This is a genomic window from Nonomuraea corallina (assembly GCF_027620315.1).
GTDB lineage: Bacteria > Actinomycetota > Actinomycetes > Streptosporangiales > Streptosporangiaceae > Nonomuraea > Nonomuraea corallina.
Genome location: NZ_JAPNNL010000066.1, coordinates 1 through 19,511 on the forward strand (window position 1 = coordinate 1; position 19,511 = coordinate 19,511).

The window sequence follows — 19,511 nt, forward strand, 5'->3', positions numbered from 1 at the left end:
CCACCGCGGCGCGTACTCGGACGCGATCGTGCTCGACGGCGGCGTCGCGGCGCTGGAGGCGGAGACCGCGCAGGTGGTGCCGGCCGGCGACCACACCCTGTTCGTGGCCCGGGTGCTGAGCGTCGACTACGTCACCCCGGGCCTGCGCCCGCTCATCCGCCTGCGCGGCCGCTACCGCTCGGTGAGCGCCTAGCGGATCCGGTACCACGCGGGGAGGGCGAGCGGGCCGATCGCCGGGAGGCCGAGCTCGGCGGAGAGCCGGGCCAGCGGGCCCCAGGCGTCCAGGCGCACCCGGGCCAGGGCCGCGGCCTTGTCCTCGCTCGACTCCGGGGGACGCAGGCGCTCCAGCGGGTTGAGCTTCGGGTAGACCCGGACCGGGGCGTCCTCCGCCAGGCCGACCCGCTTCCTGGCCAGCAGCAGCGCGTCCTCCAGGCCGCCCAGCTCGTCCACCAGGCCGCGCTCGCGGGCGTCGGCGCCCGTCCACACCCGGCCTCGGGCCAGCTCGTGGGCGCGCTCGCGGCTCAGGTCGCGGGCCTGGGCCACCTTGCCCACGAAGTCGTCGTAGATCCGGTCCAGCCAGGCGTTGACCCGGTCCCACTGCTCGGGGGTGAAGGCCCGGCTGGTGGAGAACATGCCGGCGTTGGCGCCCACGGCGACCTGCTCGGTGTCCACGCCGATCTTCTCCATCAGCTCGGACAGCACCGGCTTGCCGCCCAGCACGCCGATCGACCCGGTGAGGGTGCCCGGCTGGGCCATGATGACGTCGGCGGCCATCGAGACGAAGTAGCCGCCGGAGGCCGCCACGTCGCCCATCGACACGATCACGGGCTTGACCTCGCGCGTCAGCACCACCTCACGCCACACCGTGTCGGAGGCCACGTACGAGCCGCCGGGGCTGTCGACCCGGAACACCACGGCCTTGACGTGCTCGTCGCGGCGGGCGGCGCGCAGCGCGGCGCTGATCGTGTCGGAGCCCATCGCACCGCCCCCGCCGAGCGGGCCGCGGCCGCTGCGGCCGGAGCGGATCGCGCCGCTGCCGTGCACGAGCGCGATGCCGTCGGCGGTCGGCTGGGGGAGCTTCTTGACGGCCGACGCCCGGTGGTAGCGGGACACGTACTGCAGGTGGGCGTCCGCGCCGGCGGACCGCTTGACCTCGTCGTACACCTCGTCCCGGTAGGCCAGGCCGTCGACCAGGCCGGCCTCCAGCGCCTCGGCGCCGATGAACGGGCCGCCGTCGATCAGCTCGCGCACCTTGGCGGGGTCGAGCCGCCGGCCCTCGGCGATGCCCGCGACGAGCTGCTCGGTCACCGACTCCACGATGCGGGCCATCGACTCGCGGTGCGGCTCGGTCATGTGGTCCTGGGTGAAGGTGTTGGCCGCGGTCTTGTACTCGTGGCGCTGGCCGACCTGGTAGTCGACGCCGAGCTTGCCCAGCGCGTTCTTCAGGAAGCGCTGCTCCAGGACCACGCCGGTCAGGCCCACGTCGCCGCTGGGCTGCAGGTAGACGCGCTCGAACGCGCTGGCCAGGAAGTAGGGGACGGTCCCGGCGCCGAACTCGCCGAACGTCTCGGCGAAGGCCACGGTCTGCTTGCCGGAGGCGCGGAACTGGACGACGGCCTGACGCAGCTCCTGCACGGTCGCCAGCCCGATCGGGTTGCCGCCGATCTTCACGATCAGCGCCTTGACCCGGGAGTCCTGCCGGGCTCGCTTCAGCCCGGCCAGCACGTCGGACAGGCGGGGCTTGCGCATGGACATCAGCGCGGCGAGCGGGTCGGCGGGCGGTCCCTCGGTCAGTCCCTCCGTGAGGTCGAGTTCGAGCACGAGCGGCGCGGTACGTCGCTGCCGGAGCTTTTCAACGGTATCGAAGATCGCCTTACCTGCGTCCATAGAGCCACCCTAAGCGGCGCAAGTCGGGCGCGTGCGTCCAACTCGGGCCAACTCCCCCGGGAGGGCGGCTCCCCCCAAGAGGACGGCTCAGCGCGGAGCGGCGGCCGTGGTCGCGCGTCCCACGTCGAGGCGCCGTACGGAGCCGCCGCCCGGGACCGGCCGGCCGGTCTCCTGCAGCCGCCGCAGGGTCCGCGCCGTGTCGAGCCCCGGGTACGCCTGCCGCATCACCGCGAACGCTCCCGCCACGTGCGGCGCCGACATGGAGGTGCCGCTCATGGTCCCGTACGTGTCGTCAGGCACCGAGGACGTGATCGCCACGCCGGGCGCGAACAGGTCCAGCAGCGGCCCTCGGTTCGAGAAGGCCGCGATCCGGTCCGCGTCGTCGGTGGCGCCCACCGCGACGGCGCTGGAGACGCAGGCCGGCGCCGTGACGCCGGCGCGTGCCCCGTTGCCGGCCGCCACCACGGGCGCGACGCGCAGGCCCACCAGCGCGTCGAACTCGCCCTTGAGCGCCGCCGCCTCCGGGTCGGCGTCGCAGTGCCGCTCGTAAGGACCGGACCCGCCGAAGCTCATGTTCACCGAGGCCACGTTGCGCGTCCTGGCCACGCGGGCGACGTACTGCAGCGCCAGCTTCTGGTCGGAGGTGTAGCTGACGAAGCACGGTGTCCTCGCGCCGACCTGCGCGCAGCCCGCCGGGGAGTCGAGCCGGCTGAAGACCTGGACGGGCAGGATCGAGGCGCCGGGGGCGACCCCGTTCGCCGGGGCGCCGCGTGCGAACCGGCCGGCCGCGATGCCGGCCACGTGGGTGCCGTGTCCGCACTCGTTGACGCCGCCCGCCATGCAGCGCCTGATCGAGCTGCTCGCGGCTCCCGGGCCGGTCTGGGTGTCGCGGCCGTTCGGGCACAGGGAGACGGCCCCGATGCTCGGGTCGGTGGTGGAGAAGCAGGCCTGGTCCACGATGCGGCCGCGCAGAAAGGGATGGTCGCCGTCGACGCCCAGGTCCAGGACGGCCACAGTGGCGCCGCGGCCCGTCCAGCCGGCCGCGTTCGCGACGTCGGAGCCGATCACCCTGGTGCTCTCGGCCAGGAACGGCACGCTCAGCCGGTCGGCGTACACGGCCCTGACCCGCCGGTCCTTGCGGAGCTCGGCCAGCGCGGCGGCGTCGACCTCGGCGACGAGGAAGCCGGCCGAGGCGGGCGTCTCCAGCACCCTGGACCCCGGCGAGACCCGCTCGACGTCCGTGACGACGCCGCTCATCGGATGGCCGGGCCGCAGCTCGACGATGGAACGGACCCTGCGCTCGGCGCGGACCCGCGCGGCCAGGCCCCGGCCGACCTTGGGCCGGCCGCCGTCGCGGGCGCTTCGCCGGACCTCCCGTGGAGGGCCGTCCGACACGTCACCCGAGGACTCGCCCCGGACGATCTCCGGAGCGCCGTCCCTGGCGCCCGCGTAGCCCGCGGGCGCGGCCAGCATCGTGGTCAGGGTGAGCGCGCAGGCGAGCGCGGAGCGAGATCCCACTGGTTCCTCCGAGGGCGTCGAGCGGACGACACGGCGGATTGCTCCCCGGTCGCGTCGTCCGTGACGCCTCGGTTGTCCAGCCCTTTACCGGGATTTGATCACCTTGGCGGCGGCCTTCCTGAGCGCGGGTCCCTTCGACTTCTTCGACAGCCGCACCTTCTCCGCGGAGCCGAGGGTCTTGGTGCCGTTCGAGCCGTGCGCCCAGTTGAGCCAGCCCGCCAGCAGCGCGCTGTCGAGCTTCCCCTTGGCCGTCTTGGTGCTCTTGAGCACCCGGTACGCCCTGCCCAGCGACGAGGCCTTGGTCACCTCGGGGAAGACCTTGCTGGCCTTGCCCACGAGCTTGAGGTAGCAGCCGAGCGTCTCGTCGCTCATCGTGCCGCTGCCGCGGTGGATCTCCTTGGCCCACTGCTTGGCGGTCAGCCGCTTGCCCGCGGTGCCCCGGGTGCAGACCGGCGCCGCCTTCGCGGGCGGGGTCGGGGTGACGGTGATCGTGACCGTGACGGTCACCGTGGGCAGCGGCACCGGCGTCGGGTCCTGCGACGGGTCCGGCTGGGGCGTCGGACCGGACGGTTGCGGGTCGTCCGGATCGGGGTCGGCCGGGTCCGGGTCGGTGGGGCCGGGGTCGGCCGGGTCCGGGTCGGTGGGGCCGGGGTCGTCCGGATCGGGGTCGGTGGGGCCCGGGTTCGGGGCGGCCGGCGGGCTCTGGCTGACGTCCGGCTGCGGCGCGCTGCCGGTCACCGCCGCCGCCACGTCCAGCCGCGGCGTGCGCACCTCCGCGCCGCCGGCCTGGTAGACGTACGGCCTGCCGGTGGCGACCAGCTTGGCGATCAGCTCAGGCATCGGCGTCTGCGGCGACTGCGCCTTCAGCAGCGCCAGCGCGCCCGCCACGTGCGGGGTGGCCATGGACGTGCCGCTGTAGACCGTCATCTGGTTGTCCGGCACCGACGACTCGATGTCCACGCCGGGCGCGAACAGGTCGAGCAGCGGGCCCCGGTTGGAGAAGTCGGCGATGGCGTCGCCGTCGTCGTTGGCGCCGACGGATACGGCGGAGCTGATGCAGGCGGGGAACGAGGCGCCCTCGAAGTACTCGTTGCCGGCCGCGACCACGGTGGCGATGTTCTTGGCGAGCAGGGCGTCGATCTTCGGCTTGAAGATCCGGCCCTCCTCGCTGTCGTCGCAGGTGGTCTGGTTCGGCATGCCGCCGAGGCTCAGGTTGACCGCCGCGATGGGCTCGGCGAGCGAGGCCACGTGGTCCAGGGCCAGCCGCAGCGACGACTCGTACGCCAGCACGCAGGCGGCCGCCCCGCACAGGTCCTCGTCGTTGACCCGGCTGAACACCTGCACCGCGATGATGCCCGCGCCGGGCGCGACCCCGCCGGTGCCCGCGGCGACGCCGGCCACGTGCGTGCCGTGGTCGCACAGGTTGACCCCGTCGAGCAGGCACTTGGCGGTGGTGGCGTCGGCCGCGCCGGGGCCGGTCTGGCTGGGCTGGCCGTTGGGGCAGAGCGACTCCGTGTTCGCGTCCACGGCGGAGAAGCACGCCTCGGCCACCACCCGGCCGCCCAGGAACGGGTGGTCCAGGTCGACGCCGGTGTCCAGGATGGCGATGTTCTGCCCGGCCCCGATGTGACCGGCGGCGTGCGCCTGGTCGGCCCCGATCTGCTTGATGCTGGAGGCCAGGGCGGGCGGGTAGGCGCGGTCGCGGTGGATGGAGGTGACCCGGGGGTCCTCGGCGAGCGCGGCCAGTTCCTCCGCCGTGCCCTCGACCACCATGAACGGCTGGCTCTGCGGCTGCAGCAGCACCTCGACGCTGTCGGCGGCGGCCTTGCCCGCCACCGGGGCGTGCTGGCCGGGGTCGGTCAGCTCGACGATGGCGCGCACGGTGCCGCCGTCGACCGCTAAGCCCTCCTCGATCTTCTCTTCGGCGCTCGTGGCGCTGGGGGACGGTGTCGGCGTGGGATCGTCGGCGAACGCCGGCGCCGCGGGGAGCAGCGCCAGCATGATCGCGGTGGCGATCAGGGGGCGAAGTCGCACCAGCTTCCTCCGAAGAGACATGATCTCGGAGTTTAGGGCGATTTATCAGGACGGCACAGGCCCTGATCCCGCTTTCTCACCGAACTTTCAGCCGTCTGTCAGGAGGCGGGAGACCTCAGCCAGACCGCCCCCAGCGGCGGAACCCGCAGCGTCGTGGAGTACGGCAGGCCGTGCCACGGCTCCTCGACCGCCTCCACCGTGCCCAGATTGCCCACCCCGCTGCCCCAGTACTCGTAGGCGTCGGTGTTGACCGCCTCGGTCCACCGCCCCCCGCACGGGAGCCCGATCCGGTAGTTCTCGTGCGTCGCGCCGCTGAAGTTGGCCACGCACGCCACCGCGGACCCGTCCCGCGCATAACGGATGAACGAGAACGTGTTGCCCGGCGCGTCGTCCGCGTCGATCCACCGGAAGCCCTCGGGCCGCGTGTCCTGCTCCCACAGCGCCGGGGTGTCCTTGTAGAACCGGTTGAGGTCGCGTACCAGCTTCTGCACGCCCTGATGGCCGTCGAACTCCAGCACCCACCAGTCGAGCCCGCGCTCCTCCGACCACTCCGAGCCCTGGCCGAACTCCCCGCCCATGAACAGCAGCTGCTTGCCCGGATGCGCCCACATGAACGCCAGCAGGGCGCGCAGCTGGGCGAAGCGCTGCCACTCGTCGCCGGGCATCTTGCCCAGGAGCGAGCCCTTGCCGTGCACCACCTCGTCATGGGAGAGCGGCAGGACGTAGTTCTCCGAGTAGGCGTAGATGAGCGAGAACGTCATCTGGTGATGGTGGTACTGCCGGAAGACCGGCTCGTGCCGGAGGTACTCCAGCGTGTCGTGCATCCAGCCCATGTTCCACTTGAACCCGAAGCCGAGCCCGCCCAGGTGCACCGGCCGCGACACGCCCGGCCACGCGGTGGACTCCTCCGCCACGGTCATGATGCCGGGCGCCTCCCGGTAGCAGACGGAGTTCATCTCCTTGAGGAACTCGACCGCGTCGAGGTTCTCCCTGCCGCCGTAGACGTTGGGCGTCCACTCGCCCTCGCGCCGCGAGTAGTCCAGGTAGAGCATCGAGGCCACCGCGTCCACCCGCAGGCCGTCGATGTGGAACTCCTTGAGCCAGTAGAGCGCGTTGGCGACCAGGAAGTTGCGCACCTCACGGCGGCCGAAGTCGAACACGTACGTGCCCCAGTCGGGATGCTCGCCCCTGGCCGGGTCGGCGTGCTCGTACAGCGGGGTGCCGTCGAACCGGGCCAGCGCCCAGTCGTCCATCGGGAAGTGCGCGGGCACCCAGTCCAGCAGCACCCCGATGCCCTTCTGGTGCATCCGGTCCACGAACGCGCGGAACTCGTCAGGCGTGCCGAAGCGGGCCGTCGGCGCGTAGTAGGAGGTCACCTGGTAGCCCCACGACCCGCCGAACGGGTGCTCGGCCACCGGCAGCAGCTCCACGTGCGTGAAGCCCAGGTCGGCCACGTACGCGGAGAGCTGGTCCGCCAGCTCCAGGTAGGACAGGCCGGGCCGCCACGAGCCCAGGTGCACCTCGTAGATGCTCACCGGCCCGTTGCGCGGCTGCCCCTCGGCCCGCTCGGCCATCCACTCCTCGTCCTGCCAGGTGTAGTTCGACCGCTCCACGACCGAGGCGGTCTGCGGCGGCAGCTCGGTCCGGCGCGCCATCGGGTCGGCCTTGTCGCGCCACACGCCGTCGGCGCCCAGCACCTGGTACTTGTAGCGTTCGCCGGCGTCGACGCCGGGGACGAACAGCTCCCACACGCCCGAGCGGCCCAGCGAGCGCATCGGGTGGGCGGTGCCGTCCCAGTGGTTGAAGTCGCCGATCACGCGGACGCCGCGGGCGTTCGGGGCCCAGACGGCGAACGCGGTGCCGTGCGCGTCCTGGTGCTCCATGACCCGGGCGCCGAGGACCTCCCAGAGCCGCTCGTGCCGCCCCTCGCCGATCAGGTGCAGGTCGACCTCGCCCAGCGTCGGCCAGTGCCGGTACGGGTCGCGCGTCTCGTACGCCTCACCACCGGGGTAACGGACGCTCAAGGTGTAGGCGGGAACCTTGTCCAAGCCGGGGACCGTGGTCTCGAACACGCCATGGGCCACATGCTTCAGATCGTGCGCGGTGCCGTCCTCCAGCACCACGCGGACCTGTTCGGCGAGCGGGCGGAGCGCGCGGAAGGTCGTCCCGTTCGGCCCCGGGTGGGCACCCAGCACAGAGTGCGGATCATGATGCGCCCCGCCCGCGAGGCGGTCGAGCTCTGTCCTCATCGGCATGCTCCCAACACTGCCCTATAGCGACCGTCCATCTGTGGCACTGCCCGCATTCACCCCGACAATCACCGAAAGTGCGGAATCTTGGGTTTATCGAAAAATAAGCGCAGGTACGCCCGGTTTCGTCAATCCGGGCGCCTCGGCTCCGACCAGGGCTCGACGGAGTGGTACGACCCCTGAGGAGAACCCATGGCCCAGCTGCTGAGAGTGCAGAACTTCACCGTCTCCAGCGACGGGATCGGCGCCGGCGCCGACCAGAGCCTCGAAGACCCGTTCGGCAGCGGCATCGACCCCGGCACGATGTTCGCCTGGGCCGGCGCCACGGCGAGCTGGCCCAACCGCACCGAACCCGGCGGGAGCCGCGGCCTCGACGACTACTTCACCCGCGACTTCACCCACGACATCGGCGCCGAGATCATGGGCCGCAACAAGTTCGGCCCCCAGCGCGGCCCCTGGCAGGACCACGAGTGGCGCGGCTGGTGGGGCGACGAGCCCCCGTTCCACACCCCGGTGTTCGTCATGACCCACCACGAGCGCCCCTCCTTCACGCTCTCCGACACCACCTTCCACTTCGTCGGCGGCGACCCGGCCACCGTCCTGGACCGGGCGCGCGGGGCGGCGGGAGGCAAGGACGTCCGTCTCGGCGGCGGCGTCACCACCATCCGGGAGTTCCTGGATGCCGACCTCGTCGACACCCTGCATGTGGCGGTCTGCCCGGTGAAGCTCGGATCCGGACTGCGGCTCTGGGAGTCACCGGACGACCTGCGCGACCGCTTCCATCTGGAGATCGTGCCCAGCCCGAGCGGCGTCACCCACCACCTGTTCTGGCGCAGGTGATCTGCTCACCCGCCGGGCGAAGGCGGGGACGCGGTCGGTGTGGGGACCTGGTCCGGTCCTAACGGAAGGCCGCCAGCGGGATCGAGATCCAGGCCGGGCGGTTGCGGGCCTCGTACATGACCTCGTAGACCGCCTTCGACAGCTCGAAGGCGCGCAGCAGCGCCGCGTCGGCCGGGGTGATGACGCCGCCGCCTTCCGCGTAGCCCTCCAGGAACGCGGCCCTGTTGCGCTTGGTCCACTCCTCGGCCTTCGGCTCCAGGCGGGCCGCCTCGGCGTGGCCGGCCAGCAGGTGCCGGGAGGCGTAGTCGAACGAGCGCAGCATGCCGGCCACGTCGCGCAGCGGCGAGGAGAGGGCGCGGCGTTCGGCGAGCGGCTGGCCGGGCTCGCCCTCGAAGTCGAGCACCACCCAGTCGGTGGTGGTGCGCATGACCTGGCCGAGGTGGAAGTCGCCGTGCACGCGCTGGACGGGCAGCTCGGCGGTCAGTTCCTCGGCGCGGTGGTAGGCCCGTTCCACCGCGGGCACGTACTGGCGCAGTTCGGGCACCTCGGCCACGGCCTGGCCGAGCTGCCGCCTGAAGTCCTCGACCATCCGCTTGACCTCGGGCGGGTCCATCACGTCGGTGTCGAACGCCTCGCGCAGTTCGTGGTGGACGCGGGCGGTGGCCGCGCCGAGCCGGCAGGCCTCGGCGGCGAAGTCGCCGCCGGCGTCCGCCGCGGGCAGGCCGGGCAGCGAGTTGTACAGGTCGCGCACGCTGGTGAGCGCCAGGTCCCAGCCGTCGGTGGAGTTCGACAGGTACTCCTGCATGATCGCCAGTGTGGTCGGGACGCCGTCGAGGTCGGTCTCGATCCACCCGTACGGCTGCGCGATGTGCGGCGCGTGCCGGGCCGCCAGCGCGGTGGTGATCTCCAGCTCGGGGTTGACGCCGGGGACGAGCCGGCGGAAGAGCTTGCAGATGTACTCCTCGCCGAACACCAGCGAGGTGTTGGACTGTTCGGCGCCGAGCACGAGGCTGCGCTGCGTGGTGTCGATCGCGACGTCGGGCAGGTGGCGGAAGCGCAGGCCCGCCCGGTCGGCACCGTCCGCCATGGACCGCAGCATCCAGCCGGTCAGCTCGTGGTCGTGGACGGCGTCGTAGGCCGCCCATTCGCCGTCTTCGGCCTGGTACGGCCCGATGTAGGCGTGGGTGAGGGTGTCGGGGAGCTCCCTGCGCAGGCCGAGCGGGAGCTGGTAGCGCTCGTGGGACCCGTCCTGGCGCACCGACACGACCAGGTGGCGCAGGCTCGGGTCTCCGGCTTCGAGGACGACGTCGGACTCGATCGACAGTGAGTCGATCGGGCGCCCCTTGCCGCCGAACCAGCGTTGGCGGGTGATCCATGCGGCAAGGAGCTCGTCCAGCACGTCCTATTCCTCCTGGGTGCGGACCGGCGGCAAGGTGAACCAGTAGAACCCATGCCCAGGAAGCGTCAAAAGATACGGAAGTTCCCCAATTGGGGGAAATGGCACCCCGCCCATCGTCTCCACCGGCGACACGCCGACGAAGCGGCGCAGGTCGAGCTCCACCGGCTGCGGGAAGCGGGACAGGTTGTTCACGCAGAGCATGCGGTCGTCGCCCAGCTCGCGGACGAACGCGAGCACGCTCGGGTTGGAGGAGTTGAGCTCGGCGAACTCGCCCAGCCCGAACACCGGGTGACGCTTGCGGATCTCGATCATCCGGCGGGTCCAGTGGAGCAGCGAGGCGGCGTTCTTCTGCTGGGCCTCGACGTTGAGCCCCTGGTAACCGTAGATCGGGTCCATGATGACCGGCAGGTAGAGACGGCCGGGGTCGCAGTCGGAGAACCCGGCGTTGCGGTCGGGGTCCCACTGCATGGGCGTGCGGACGCCGTCGCGGTCGCCGAGCCAGATGTTGTCGCCCATGCCGATCTCGTCGCCGTAGTAGAGCACCGGCGAGCCGGGCAGCGAGAGCAGCAGGGCGGTGAACAGCTCGATCTGATTGCGGTCGTTCTCCAGCAGCGGGGCCAGCCGCCGGCGGATGCCGACGTTCGCCCGCATGCGGGGGTCCTTGGCGTACTCGGCGTACATGTAGTCGCGCTCTTCGTCCGTGACCATTTCGAGGGTGAGTTCATCATGGTTACGGAGGAAGATGCCCCATTGGCAGTTTTCCGGAATTTTCGGCGTTTGAGCCAAAATTTCGGAGATGGGGTATCGAGACTCCCTGCGGACCGCCATGAAGATGCGCGGCATCAGCGGGAAATGGAAAGCCATGTGGCATTCGTCCCCGCCGCCCACCGGATCGCCGAAATACTCCACCACGTCCGACGGCCACTGGTTGGCCTCGGCCAGCAGCACCCGGTCCGGGTAGATCCGGTCGACCTCGGCCCGCACCCGCTTGAGGTACTCGTGCGTCCTGGGGAGGTTCTCGCAGTTGGTGCCCTCCTCCTCGAAGAGGTACGGCACCGCGTCCAGCCGGAACCCGTCGATGCCCAGGTCCAGCCAGAAGCGCAGGACCTCCAGCATCGCGTCCTGCACCGCGGGGTTCTCGTAGTTGAGGTCGGGCTGGTGGTGGAAGAACCGGTGCCAGTAGTACTGGCCGCGCACCGGGTCGTAGGTCCAGTTGGACGTCTCGGTGTCGATGAAGATGATCCGGGCGTCGGAGTAGCCCGTGTCGGTGTCGGACCAGACGTAGAAGTCGCCGAACGGTCCCTCGGGATCGTGCCGGGACGCCTGGAACCAGGGGTGGGCGTCGCTGGTGTGGTTCATCACCAGGTCGGCGATGACCCGCATGCCGCGCTTGTGCGCCTCCTCCACCAACCGTACGAAGTCCCCCAGATCACCGAACTCCGGGAGGATCTTCATGAAGTCGGCGATGTCATAGCCGCCGTCGCGCAGCGGGGACTCGTACAGCGGGAGCAGCCACAGACAGTCCACGCCGAGCCACTGCAGGTAGTCGAGCTTGTCGATGAGGCCGCGGATGTCACCCGTGCCGTCGCCGTTGGAGTCGGCGAAACCCCTGATCAGCACCTCGTAGAAGACGGCGCGCCGATACCAGTACGGATCGCGGGGTTTCTCGTCGTCGAAGGTGTTGGGAATGGGTGTGGAGCTCATGAGCTCTCCTCTCCGGGGCTCATGAGGGAGGCGCTTGCACACACAGTTGAAGACTCCCCGCTGAATTCAGCTCTACCGTGGTGAGGCTCGCACGGTGAGAATGTGGGCCGGCTGGATGTGAGGGTCGAGCCGCACGTAGTTGTTCTGCCTCCAACGGTACGACTCGCCGGAGAGCTCGTCGTCCACCACGAACTCGGCGTTCCAGTCGAGCCCGAGGGCGGGCAGGTCGAGGTCGACGGTGGCCTCGTGGGTGTGGTGCGGATCGAGGTTGATCACCGCTATGACGACGTCGCCCAGTCCGTGCCGTCGTGTGGCAGCGTCGTAGGCGCCGGAAAGCCGCTTCGAGAAGCAGACGATGTCCGGTTGGTCGACCCGGTGGAACCGTAGGTTACGCAATTCCTGAAGGGCCGGATGGGCTCTTCGGAACAAATTCAGGTGGGTGATGAAGGGCGCCAGGCTGCGGCCTTCCCGCTCCGCGCCCGCCCAGTCGCGCGGCCGGTACTGATATTTCTCGCTGTCGAGGTATTCCTCGCTTCCCGGGCGCACCGGAACGTTCTCCGCGAGTTCGTACCCCGAGTACACCCCCCACGTCGGCGAGGCCAGCGCCGCCAGCACGGCCCGGATCTTGAACGCGGGCAGCCCGCCGTGCTGGAGGTACTCGTGCAGGATGTCCGGCGTGTTGACGAACAGGTTGGGCCGCAGGAAGTGGGACGTGGTGTGGGCCAGCTCCATGAGGTAGTCCTCGACGTCCCACTTGGAGTTCTTCCAGGTGTAGTACGTGTAGGACTGGTGGAAGCCGACCTTGGCCAGCGTGCGCAGCATCGGCGGCCGGGTGAACGCCTCCGAGAGGAACAGCACGTCCGGGTCGGTGGCGTGGATGTCGGCCAGGAGCCGCTCCCAGAACCCCACCGGCTTGGTGTGCGGGTTGTCGACCCGGAAGATCCGCACGCCGTGGTCCATCCAGTGGCGCAGCACCCGTTTGATCTCCGCGTACAGGCCCTCGGGGTCCCTGTCGAAGTTGAGCGGGTAGATGTCCTGGTACTTCTTGGGCGGGTTCTCGGCGTAGGCGATGGTGCCGTCGGCGCGGATGGTGAACCACTCGGGATGCTCCTTGACCCACGGGTGGTCGGGGGAGCACTGCAGGGCGAAGTCGAGCGCCACCTCCATGCCCAGCTCACGGGTGCGGGCGACGAAGTCGTCGAAGTCGTCGAGGGTGCCGAGGTCGGGGTGGACGGCGTCGTGCCCGCCGTCCTCCGAGCCGATGGCCCACGGCGAGCCGGGCTCGTCGGGCTCGGGGCTGAGCGTGTTGTTGCGGCCCTTGCGGTGGGTGTGGCCGATCGGGTGGATGGGCGGCAGGTAGACGACGTCGAAGCCCATCTTGGCGATGGCGGGCAGGCGCTTGGCCGCAGTCTGGAAATTTCCGGACTTGCTGATGACGGCGTCGCTGACCACGGCCCCTTCCGAACGCGGGAAGAACTCGTACCACGATCCGTAGAGGGCCCGCCGCCTGGCCACCCGCACCTTGTACTGCTTGGCCCTGGTGATCAGGTCGCGCAGCGGGTGGGCCGCCAGCAGGGAGGCGGTCTCGGGCAACTGCGCGATCGACAGCCGGGCCCGAGGGTCGAGGTCGGCGTCGCGGAGCTTGGCCGCGACGCCCAGCAGGGCCGCCCGGTGGCCGCAGGCGCTCTCGCCGCCGTTCGGGGCCGGGCAGTCGGCCTGCCGCACGGCCCTGGCCGCGCGCTCGAACAGCCGGGCGCCCTCCTCGCACATGAGGTCGGTGTCGAGGCCGCGCGGGATCTTGATCTCGGCGTCGTGCAGCCAGCTCGCGACGGGGTCGCTCCAGGCCTCCACGCGGAAGCGCCAGTCGCCCTCGCTCGGCAGGCAGACGTCCACGGCCCACCGGTCGGTGCCGGGGGCGGTCTCGCGCATCGGTCTCAGCCGGGCACGCTGCCCGTCGGGCGCGGTGAGCACGACTCCGGCGGCCACGGCGTCATGGCCCTCCCGGAACACGGTCGCCGAGACCTCGAAGGTCTCGCCGGCGACCGCCTTGGCGGGCCACTGCCCGCAGTCGACGACGGGGGAGATGTCCGTGATGGGAATTCGTCCGATCATCGCATTTCAGGGTTGCGACGGCACTCGGTACCGCCGGAGGCTTTCCTGGCAGGATCGATCCTTGCACGTGGATTGCGGGCAGCAGTGGATAGACCTCCCGAGTGTCCCCGGGAACACCTGACAGTGGGAGAAGTTGCCCCAATCGTCCTCATTCATGCTTCGTCCCGGAAGGGGTTTGAACGCCCGGGCTGGGGGTGAAGGAAAGAGACGTTCCTCCTAGCCCGTAGGGTTTCTATTGTGAGAGCTATCCGCCGGTTCACCGTCCGGACCGTCCTGCCCGCGGAGCTGGCCGCACTCGGCGAGCTTGTCCACAATCTGCGCTGGTCGTGGCACCCAGAGACGCTGGATCTCTTCGCCGAGGTCGACCCCGGCCTCTGGGAGCAGGTGGGTCACGACCCCGTCGCCCTGCTCGGCGCCGTGGGGCCCGACCGGCTGGCCGAGCTGGCCGCCGACCGCCGCTTCCGGCGACGCCTCGCCGACGCGGCCGACGACCTGCGCGAGTACATGACCGCGCCGCGGTGGTACCAGACGCTGCCCGACGCGGCGCGGGCCATCGCCTACTTCTCCCCCGAGTACGGCATCGCCGCCGCCCTGCCGCAGTACTCAGGCGGCCTGGGCATCCTGGCCGGCGACCACCTCAAGGCCGCCAGCGACCTCGGCGTGCCCATCCTCGCGGTCGGCCTGCTCTACCGGCACGGCTACTTCACCCAGTCGCTCTCGCCCGAGGGCTGGCAGCTTGAGCACTACCCGTCGCTCGACGCGGGCGGCCTGCCGCTGAGCCTGCTCAAGGAGCCCGACGGCGCCCCGGTCAAGGTCCGCATCTCCCTGCCGGGCGAGCGGGTGCTGCACGCCCAGGTGTGGGTGGCGCAGGTCGGGCGGGTGCCGCTGCTGCTGCTCGACTCCGACGTGGCCGACAACGACAGCGCCGCCCGCGACGTCACCGACCGGCTCTACGGCGGCGGCAGCGACCACCGGCTGATGCAGGAGCTTCTGCTCGGCGTGGGCGGGGTGCGCGCCATCCGCGCCTTCTGCCGCATCACCGGCAGCCCCGAACCCGAGGTGTTCCACACCAACGAGGGCCACGCGGGCTTCCTCGGCCTGGAGCGCATCCGCGAGCTGACCGAGTCGAGGCTCTCCTTCGACGAGGCGCTGGAGGCGGTGCGGGCCGGCACGGTCTTCACCACCCACACCCCGGTGCCCGCCGGCATCGACCGGTTCCCCGTCGACATGATCGCCCGGCAGTTCGGCGGCGACAACGCCTGGCCGACCGTGCCCGTCGAGCGCATCCTCGCCCTCGGCGCCGAGTCCGACCCCGGCCGGTTCAACATGGCCGTCATGGGCATGCGGCTGGCCCAGCGCGTCAACGGCGTCTCCCGGCTGCACGGCCAGGTCAGCCGCGAGATGTTCCAGGACCTGTGGCCGGCCTTCGACGTCGACGAGGTCCCGATCGGCTCGATCACCAACGGCGTGCACGCGCCCACCTGGGTCGGCCGCGAGTTCATGGAACTGGCCGGCCGCGAGCTGCCGTCGCTGCTGGAGCGGGCGCGCGGCTGGGAGGGCGTGCAGAGGATCTCCGACGCCGAGATCTGGGAGATCAGGCGCACGCTCCGGCGCCGCCTCGTGGAGGGCGCGCGGGAGCGGCTGCGCCGGTCGTGGCTCGACCGCGGCGCCTCGCCGGCCGAGCTGGGCTGGATCGACGACGTGCTGGACCCGGAGGTGCTGACGATCGGGTTCGCCCGCCGGGTGCCCTCCTACAAGCGGCTCACGCTCATGCTCAGCGACGCCGAGCGGCTGACCGAGCTGTTGCTCGACCCCGACAAGCCGGTGCAGATCCTGATCGCCGGCAAGGCCCACCCGGCCGACGAGGGCGGCAAGAAGCTCATCCAGCAGATCGTCAAGTTCGCCGACCGGCCCGAGGTGCGCCACCGCATCGTCTTCCTGCCCGACTACGACATGGCCCTGGCCCAGCTCCTGGTGCAGGGCTGCGACGTATGGCTCAACAACCCGCTGCGCCCGCTGGAGGCGTCCGGCACGTCCGGCATGAAGTCGGCGCTCAACGGCGGGCTCAACCTGTCCATCCGCGACGGCTGGTGGGACGAGTGGTACGACGGCACCAACGGCTGGGCCATCCCCACGGCCGACGGCGTGACCGACCCCGACCGGCGTGACGAGCTGGAGGCCGCCGCGCTCTACGACCTGATCGAGCACGAGGTGTCCGACCGCTTCTACGACCGGGCCGCCGACGGGCTGCCCCGCCGCTGGATGGAGATGGTCAAGCACACGCTCGCCTCGCTCGGGCCCAAGGTGCTGGCCGGGCGGATGCTCCGCGACTACGTGCTGGATCTCTACCTGCCGGCCGCCAGGGCCGCTCGGGCGCTGTCCGCCGACGGGTACGCTTCCGCGCGGGCGTTCGCCGACTGGCGGCTCAAGGTCACCAAGGAGTGGCCGGGCGTGCGCGTCGAGCACGTGGAGGCCTCCGGCGTCGGCGACACCCCCGAGGTCGGGGCCGCGCTGGAGCTGCGCGCCACGATCGCGCTCGGCGACCTGGGGCCCGGCGACGTGGTGGTGGAGGCCGCGTACGGCAAGGTCGGACCGCACGACGAGCTGATCCATCCGGATTACGTCGAGCTGACCGCCGACGGGGTCGACGACGACGGCCGCGCCCACTACACCGGGGTGGTCCCGCTCAGCCGGACCGGCGCCTTCGGCTACACCGTCAGGGTCGTGCCGGACCATCCTCTGGTGGCGGCGCGGGCCGAGGTGGGGCTCATGGCCGTGCCCGAGGAACCGGTCGGCATGACCAACGGCACGCTCCGCTGATCACACAGTGTAGAAATAGGCTCGACCAGCGGCATAATCAGGGGCGTGGACGACACCGGCACCGGCATGCGAGCCGACACCCTGGTGGCCACGGTCCGTGGGGTGCTGCCGTCCCTGACGCCCGCTGCCCGGACCGTCGCCCAGCTGATCCTGGAGGACCCGGCGACGGTCGCCCGCAGCACGATCACGGAGCTGTCGGCGGCGTCGGGCACGAGCGAGGCGACGATCGTGCGCACCGCCCGGCTGCTCGGCTTCGCCGGCTACCCGCAGCTGCGGCTGGCGCTGGCGGCGGCCGCAGCCCAGCCCGACCGGCTGGTGCCCGGTGACCTGGCCCCGGACGACCCGTTGTCCGAGGTCATCCAGAAGGTCGCCAGGGCCGAGTCCGAGGCGATCAACGACACGGTCGCCCAGCTCACCTCCGACCGGCTCGGCCTGGTGGTCGACGCCATCGTCGGCGCCCGCCGCATCGACGCCTACGGGGTGAGCGCCTCCGGCCTGGTCGCCGAGGACATGGCGCAGAAGCTGCTGCGCATCGGCCTGTCCAGCCACGCCTTCCAGGACGCCCACCTGGCGCTGACCAGCGCCGTCCTGCTCCAGAAGGGCGACGTGGCCATCGGCATCAGCACGTCGGGCGAGACGCCCGACGTGATCGAACCGCTGCGGCGGGCGGGGGAGGCAGGCGCGACGACCGTCGCCATCACCAACAACCCCCGCTCGTCCATCGCGGAGCTGGCCGAGCACGTGCTCATCTCGGCCGGGCGCGAGACGGAGTTCCGTCCCGGCGCCCTGGCCAGCCGCATCAGCCAGCTCCTCGTCGTCGACTGCGTGTTCGTCGGCGTGGCCCAGCGCACCTACGACTCCTCGCAGGAGGCGCTGGCCAGCACCAAACGCGCGGTCTCGGAGTTCACCCGGAGAACGTCACCCGCACGTCGTCAGCCTTGACGAACATGATCCGGTGCCCGAACTGGATCTGCAGATACTTCGTCCTGCCCCTGACCACCTGGTGGCCGGCCGGGTCGAAGGTGACCGCGCGGTAGTACTCGGCCGCCGCCGGTCCGGCCAGCGTGTACGTCTCGCCGGCCGAGAAGGTGTACTGCAGCGGCGTGACCGCCTGGTACGGGACGCCCTCGGGATAGGCCTCCTGCTCCGGGTAGGCCCTGCCGTACACCGGGACCGTCGCCAGGCCCGGCCTGGGCGTCACCACGAGCCCCATCGACGGCACGGCGGTGGGGGCGGAGGCCGGGTTGTGGAACCACGCCTTCTGGCCGAGATACCAGATCGCGGTCCAGTCGCCCTGCCGGCCGGCCACCGCGTACCGCTGGCCGGTGCTGGCCCGCGCGCTGTGGTCGTACACGCTGTAGAGCGACTCGCCCGTGGGGTGCTTGCCGATGTCCTTGACCAGCGGCGCGTCCTCGCGCGGCTCGGTGCGCAGCCAGACGGTGTGCGCGGGCAGCGGCGGGCAGGCGGCCTCGGGGTTCTGCCGGTCGCAGCCGTAGAAGTAGGGCTTGTTGGTCTCGAAGTCGGGTCTGATCATGACCGCGCCGGAGCGGGGGCCGCCGAACGGGTGCAGCGGGGCGCCGAGCAGCTTGAAGTAGTGCGCCCAGTCCCAGAACGGGCCGGGGTCCTCGTGCATGCCGCGCACCGTGGTCGGCAGGGTGCCCGGCACGTTGTCGTGGCCGATGATGTGCGCCCGGTCCAGCGGCACGCCGTGCCGGAGCGCCAGGTAGCGCACCAGCCTGGCCGACGTCCGGTACATCGCCTCGGTGTACCAGGTGTGGCCCTCGGCGAGGAACCCCTCGTGCTCCAGCCCGATGGACTTGGCGTTGATGTACCAGTTGCCGGCCTGCCAGCCGACGTCCTTGGCCTTGATGTGCTGGGCGATGTGCCCGTCGGACGAGCGCAGCGAGTAGTGCCAGCTCGCCCGGTAGGCCGGGTTCTCCACCAGCCCGACCGACGGGCCGAAGTAGCCCTCCATGTCGTGGATGACGATGTAGTCGATCTTCTGCGAGGCCGGGCGGTTCGCCAGGTCGTGGTTGCCGTAGCCGCCGCCGGGCAGTTCGGCGTACCCGGCGGGGATCCACTCGCAGGACACGGTGGGCGGGCACTCGACGCCGTCGCGGCGCGGCGGGCGCAGCCCGAGCTTCTTCAGCCAGGCCGTCACCTTGTCCAGGCCGGGGACGGGGTCGAGGGTGACCCGGTGGCCGTCGTCGGTGACCCGCCGCTCGCCCGACGCGATCGTGGCGAACACCTCGTCGGCGAAGAACCGGGCGGCCTCCTCCTGGTCGGCGCCCGAGTACTTGGCGACCGCGCCGTACCACTGGCCTGGGTCGTCGCTGAGCGGCGCGCCGATCGACTTCTGGTAGTCGGCGAGCAGCGCGGCGCCGCCCCTGATGTTGGCGGCCGGGTCGGCGCGCAGCCGGTCGCGGCTCTCGCCGGTCAGTTCGGCGGCCCGCTCCAGGGTGCGCAGCGCGGCGGGAATCCCGGGCGCCTCCGGGGCCTCGGCGGGCGGGAGGGCCTGCCTGCTCTCGTCGCCGCGCGGGTCCTCCGGGCTCTCCCCGTGATGGTTCGAGCCGGAGTACGCGGCCGCGTCGGTCAGGTGCATGGGGCCGAAGCCCGCGTTGTTGCTGGGCGTCCCGGCGTGGGCGTCCCAGCGTGACTCGAGGTAGGAGACGCCGAGCAGGACGCTCTCGGGGACCTGGAACTCCTCGGCGGCCGCCGAGAAGGCCGCCTGGCGGCCGTCCGGCTCGGCGGCCCGCGCGGCCGTGACGTCGACTAAGGGCAGGATGGCGACCGCGGCGATCGCCAGCGCTCTGCGCATGTGCCGCTCCTTGTGAGGGGCTGTTCGGAACGGAGTCAGCGTCTCAACATTTTCCTTCTCTGGCGATAGTTTTGCGAAGGAATTCTTCATCCTTTCCCCGGCGCGGACCTCCGGAGGCCGGCGAAGAGGG

The 19,511-nt window shown here is 71.2% G+C and carries 12 protein-coding genes; 4 read left to right on the forward strand and 8 right to left on the reverse strand.

The window, feature by feature from the left end:
- Positions 1 to 193: flavin reductase family protein (locus OUY22_RS17955; protein WP_270156155.1), on the forward strand; the 193-nt coding region annotated here is incomplete at its 5' end.
- Here the strand turns inward: OUY22_RS17955 and sppA are convergent.
- The 4 genes from sppA to glgB form a co-directional block, all read right to left on the reverse strand.
- Complete coding sequence (gene sppA, locus OUY22_RS17960) at positions 190 to 1,887, reverse strand: signal peptide peptidase SppA (protein WP_270156156.1); 1,698 nt, start codon at positions 1,885 to 1,887, stop codon at positions 190 to 192. The two genes, OUY22_RS17955 and sppA, sit on opposite strands and share 4 nt — an antisense overlap.
- An 87-nt stretch (positions 1,888 to 1,974) precedes the next feature.
- The gene (locus tag OUY22_RS17965) at positions 1,975 to 3,405 is read right to left on the reverse strand and encodes a S8 family peptidase (RefSeq protein ID WP_270156157.1); all 1,431 of its coding nucleotides are present in this window, start codon (positions 3,403 to 3,405) and stop codon (positions 1,975 to 1,977) included.
- A gap of 84 nt (positions 3,406 to 3,489) precedes the next feature.
- Positions 3,490 to 5,460 (reverse strand): S8 family peptidase, encoded by a 1,971-nt coding sequence (locus tag OUY22_RS17970; protein ID WP_270156158.1) that lies wholly within the window; start codon positions 5,458 to 5,460, stop codon positions 3,490 to 3,492.
- A gap of 77 nt (positions 5,461 to 5,537) precedes the next feature.
- Complete coding sequence (gene glgB / locus OUY22_RS17975) at positions 5,538 to 7,688, reverse strand: 1,4-alpha-glucan branching protein GlgB (protein ID WP_270156160.1); 2,151 nt, start codon at positions 7,686 to 7,688, stop codon at positions 5,538 to 5,540.
- A gap of 192 nt (positions 7,689 to 7,880) precedes the next feature.
- Here glgB and OUY22_RS17980 point away from each other — a divergent pair, with 192 nt between their 5' ends.
- Positions 7,881 to 8,528 (forward strand): dihydrofolate reductase family protein, encoded by a 648-nt coding sequence (locus OUY22_RS17980; RefSeq protein WP_270156161.1) that lies wholly within the window; start codon positions 7,881 to 7,883, stop codon positions 8,526 to 8,528.
- Between the two features lie 58 nt (positions 8,529 to 8,586).
- On the opposite strand, the gene OUY22_RS17985 is transcribed toward OUY22_RS17980, so the two are convergent.
- The 3 genes from OUY22_RS17985 to OUY22_RS17995 all read right to left on the reverse strand — a co-directional run bounded on the left by OUY22_RS17985 (position 8,587) and on the right by OUY22_RS17995 (position 13,743).
- The gene (locus tag OUY22_RS17985; RefSeq protein WP_270156162.1) at positions 8,587 to 9,927 is read right to left on the reverse strand and encodes a maltokinase N-terminal cap-like domain-containing protein; all 1,341 of its coding nucleotides are present in this window, start codon (positions 9,925 to 9,927) and stop codon (positions 8,587 to 8,589) included.
- Between the two features lie 3 nt (positions 9,928 to 9,930).
- The gene (treS, locus tag OUY22_RS17990) at positions 9,931 to 11,631 is read right to left on the reverse strand and encodes a maltose alpha-D-glucosyltransferase (protein ID WP_270156163.1); all 1,701 of its coding nucleotides are present in this window, start codon (positions 11,629 to 11,631) and stop codon (positions 9,931 to 9,933) included.
- 72 nt (positions 11,632 to 11,703) lie between these two features.
- Positions 11,704 to 13,743, reverse strand: coding sequence for an alpha-1,4-glucan--maltose-1-phosphate maltosyltransferase (locus tag OUY22_RS17995; RefSeq protein WP_270156164.1), 2,040 nt, complete (start codon positions 13,741 to 13,743; stop codon positions 11,704 to 11,706).
- A gap of 237 nt (positions 13,744 to 13,980) precedes the next feature.
- On the opposite strand from OUY22_RS17995, the gene glgP reads away from it, so the two are divergent.
- A complete protein-coding gene (gene glgP, locus OUY22_RS18000) occupies positions 13,981 to 16,563 on the forward strand; it encodes an alpha-glucan family phosphorylase (RefSeq protein ID WP_270156165.1) in 2,583 nt (860 codons plus the stop codon).
- A gap of 45 nt (positions 16,564 to 16,608) precedes the next feature.
- The gene (locus OUY22_RS18005; protein ID WP_270156166.1) at positions 16,609 to 17,505 is read left to right on the forward strand and encodes a MurR/RpiR family transcriptional regulator; all 897 of its coding nucleotides are present in this window, start codon (positions 16,609 to 16,611) and stop codon (positions 17,503 to 17,505) included.
- Here OUY22_RS18005 and OUY22_RS18010 read toward each other — a convergent pair.
- The gene (locus OUY22_RS18010; RefSeq protein WP_270156167.1) at positions 17,468 to 19,381 is read right to left on the reverse strand and encodes an N-acetylmuramoyl-L-alanine amidase; all 1,914 of its coding nucleotides are present in this window, start codon (positions 19,379 to 19,381) and stop codon (positions 17,468 to 17,470) included. The genes OUY22_RS18005 and OUY22_RS18010 overlap by 38 nt on opposite strands.
- Between the last annotated feature and the right edge of the window lie 130 nt (positions 19,382 to 19,511).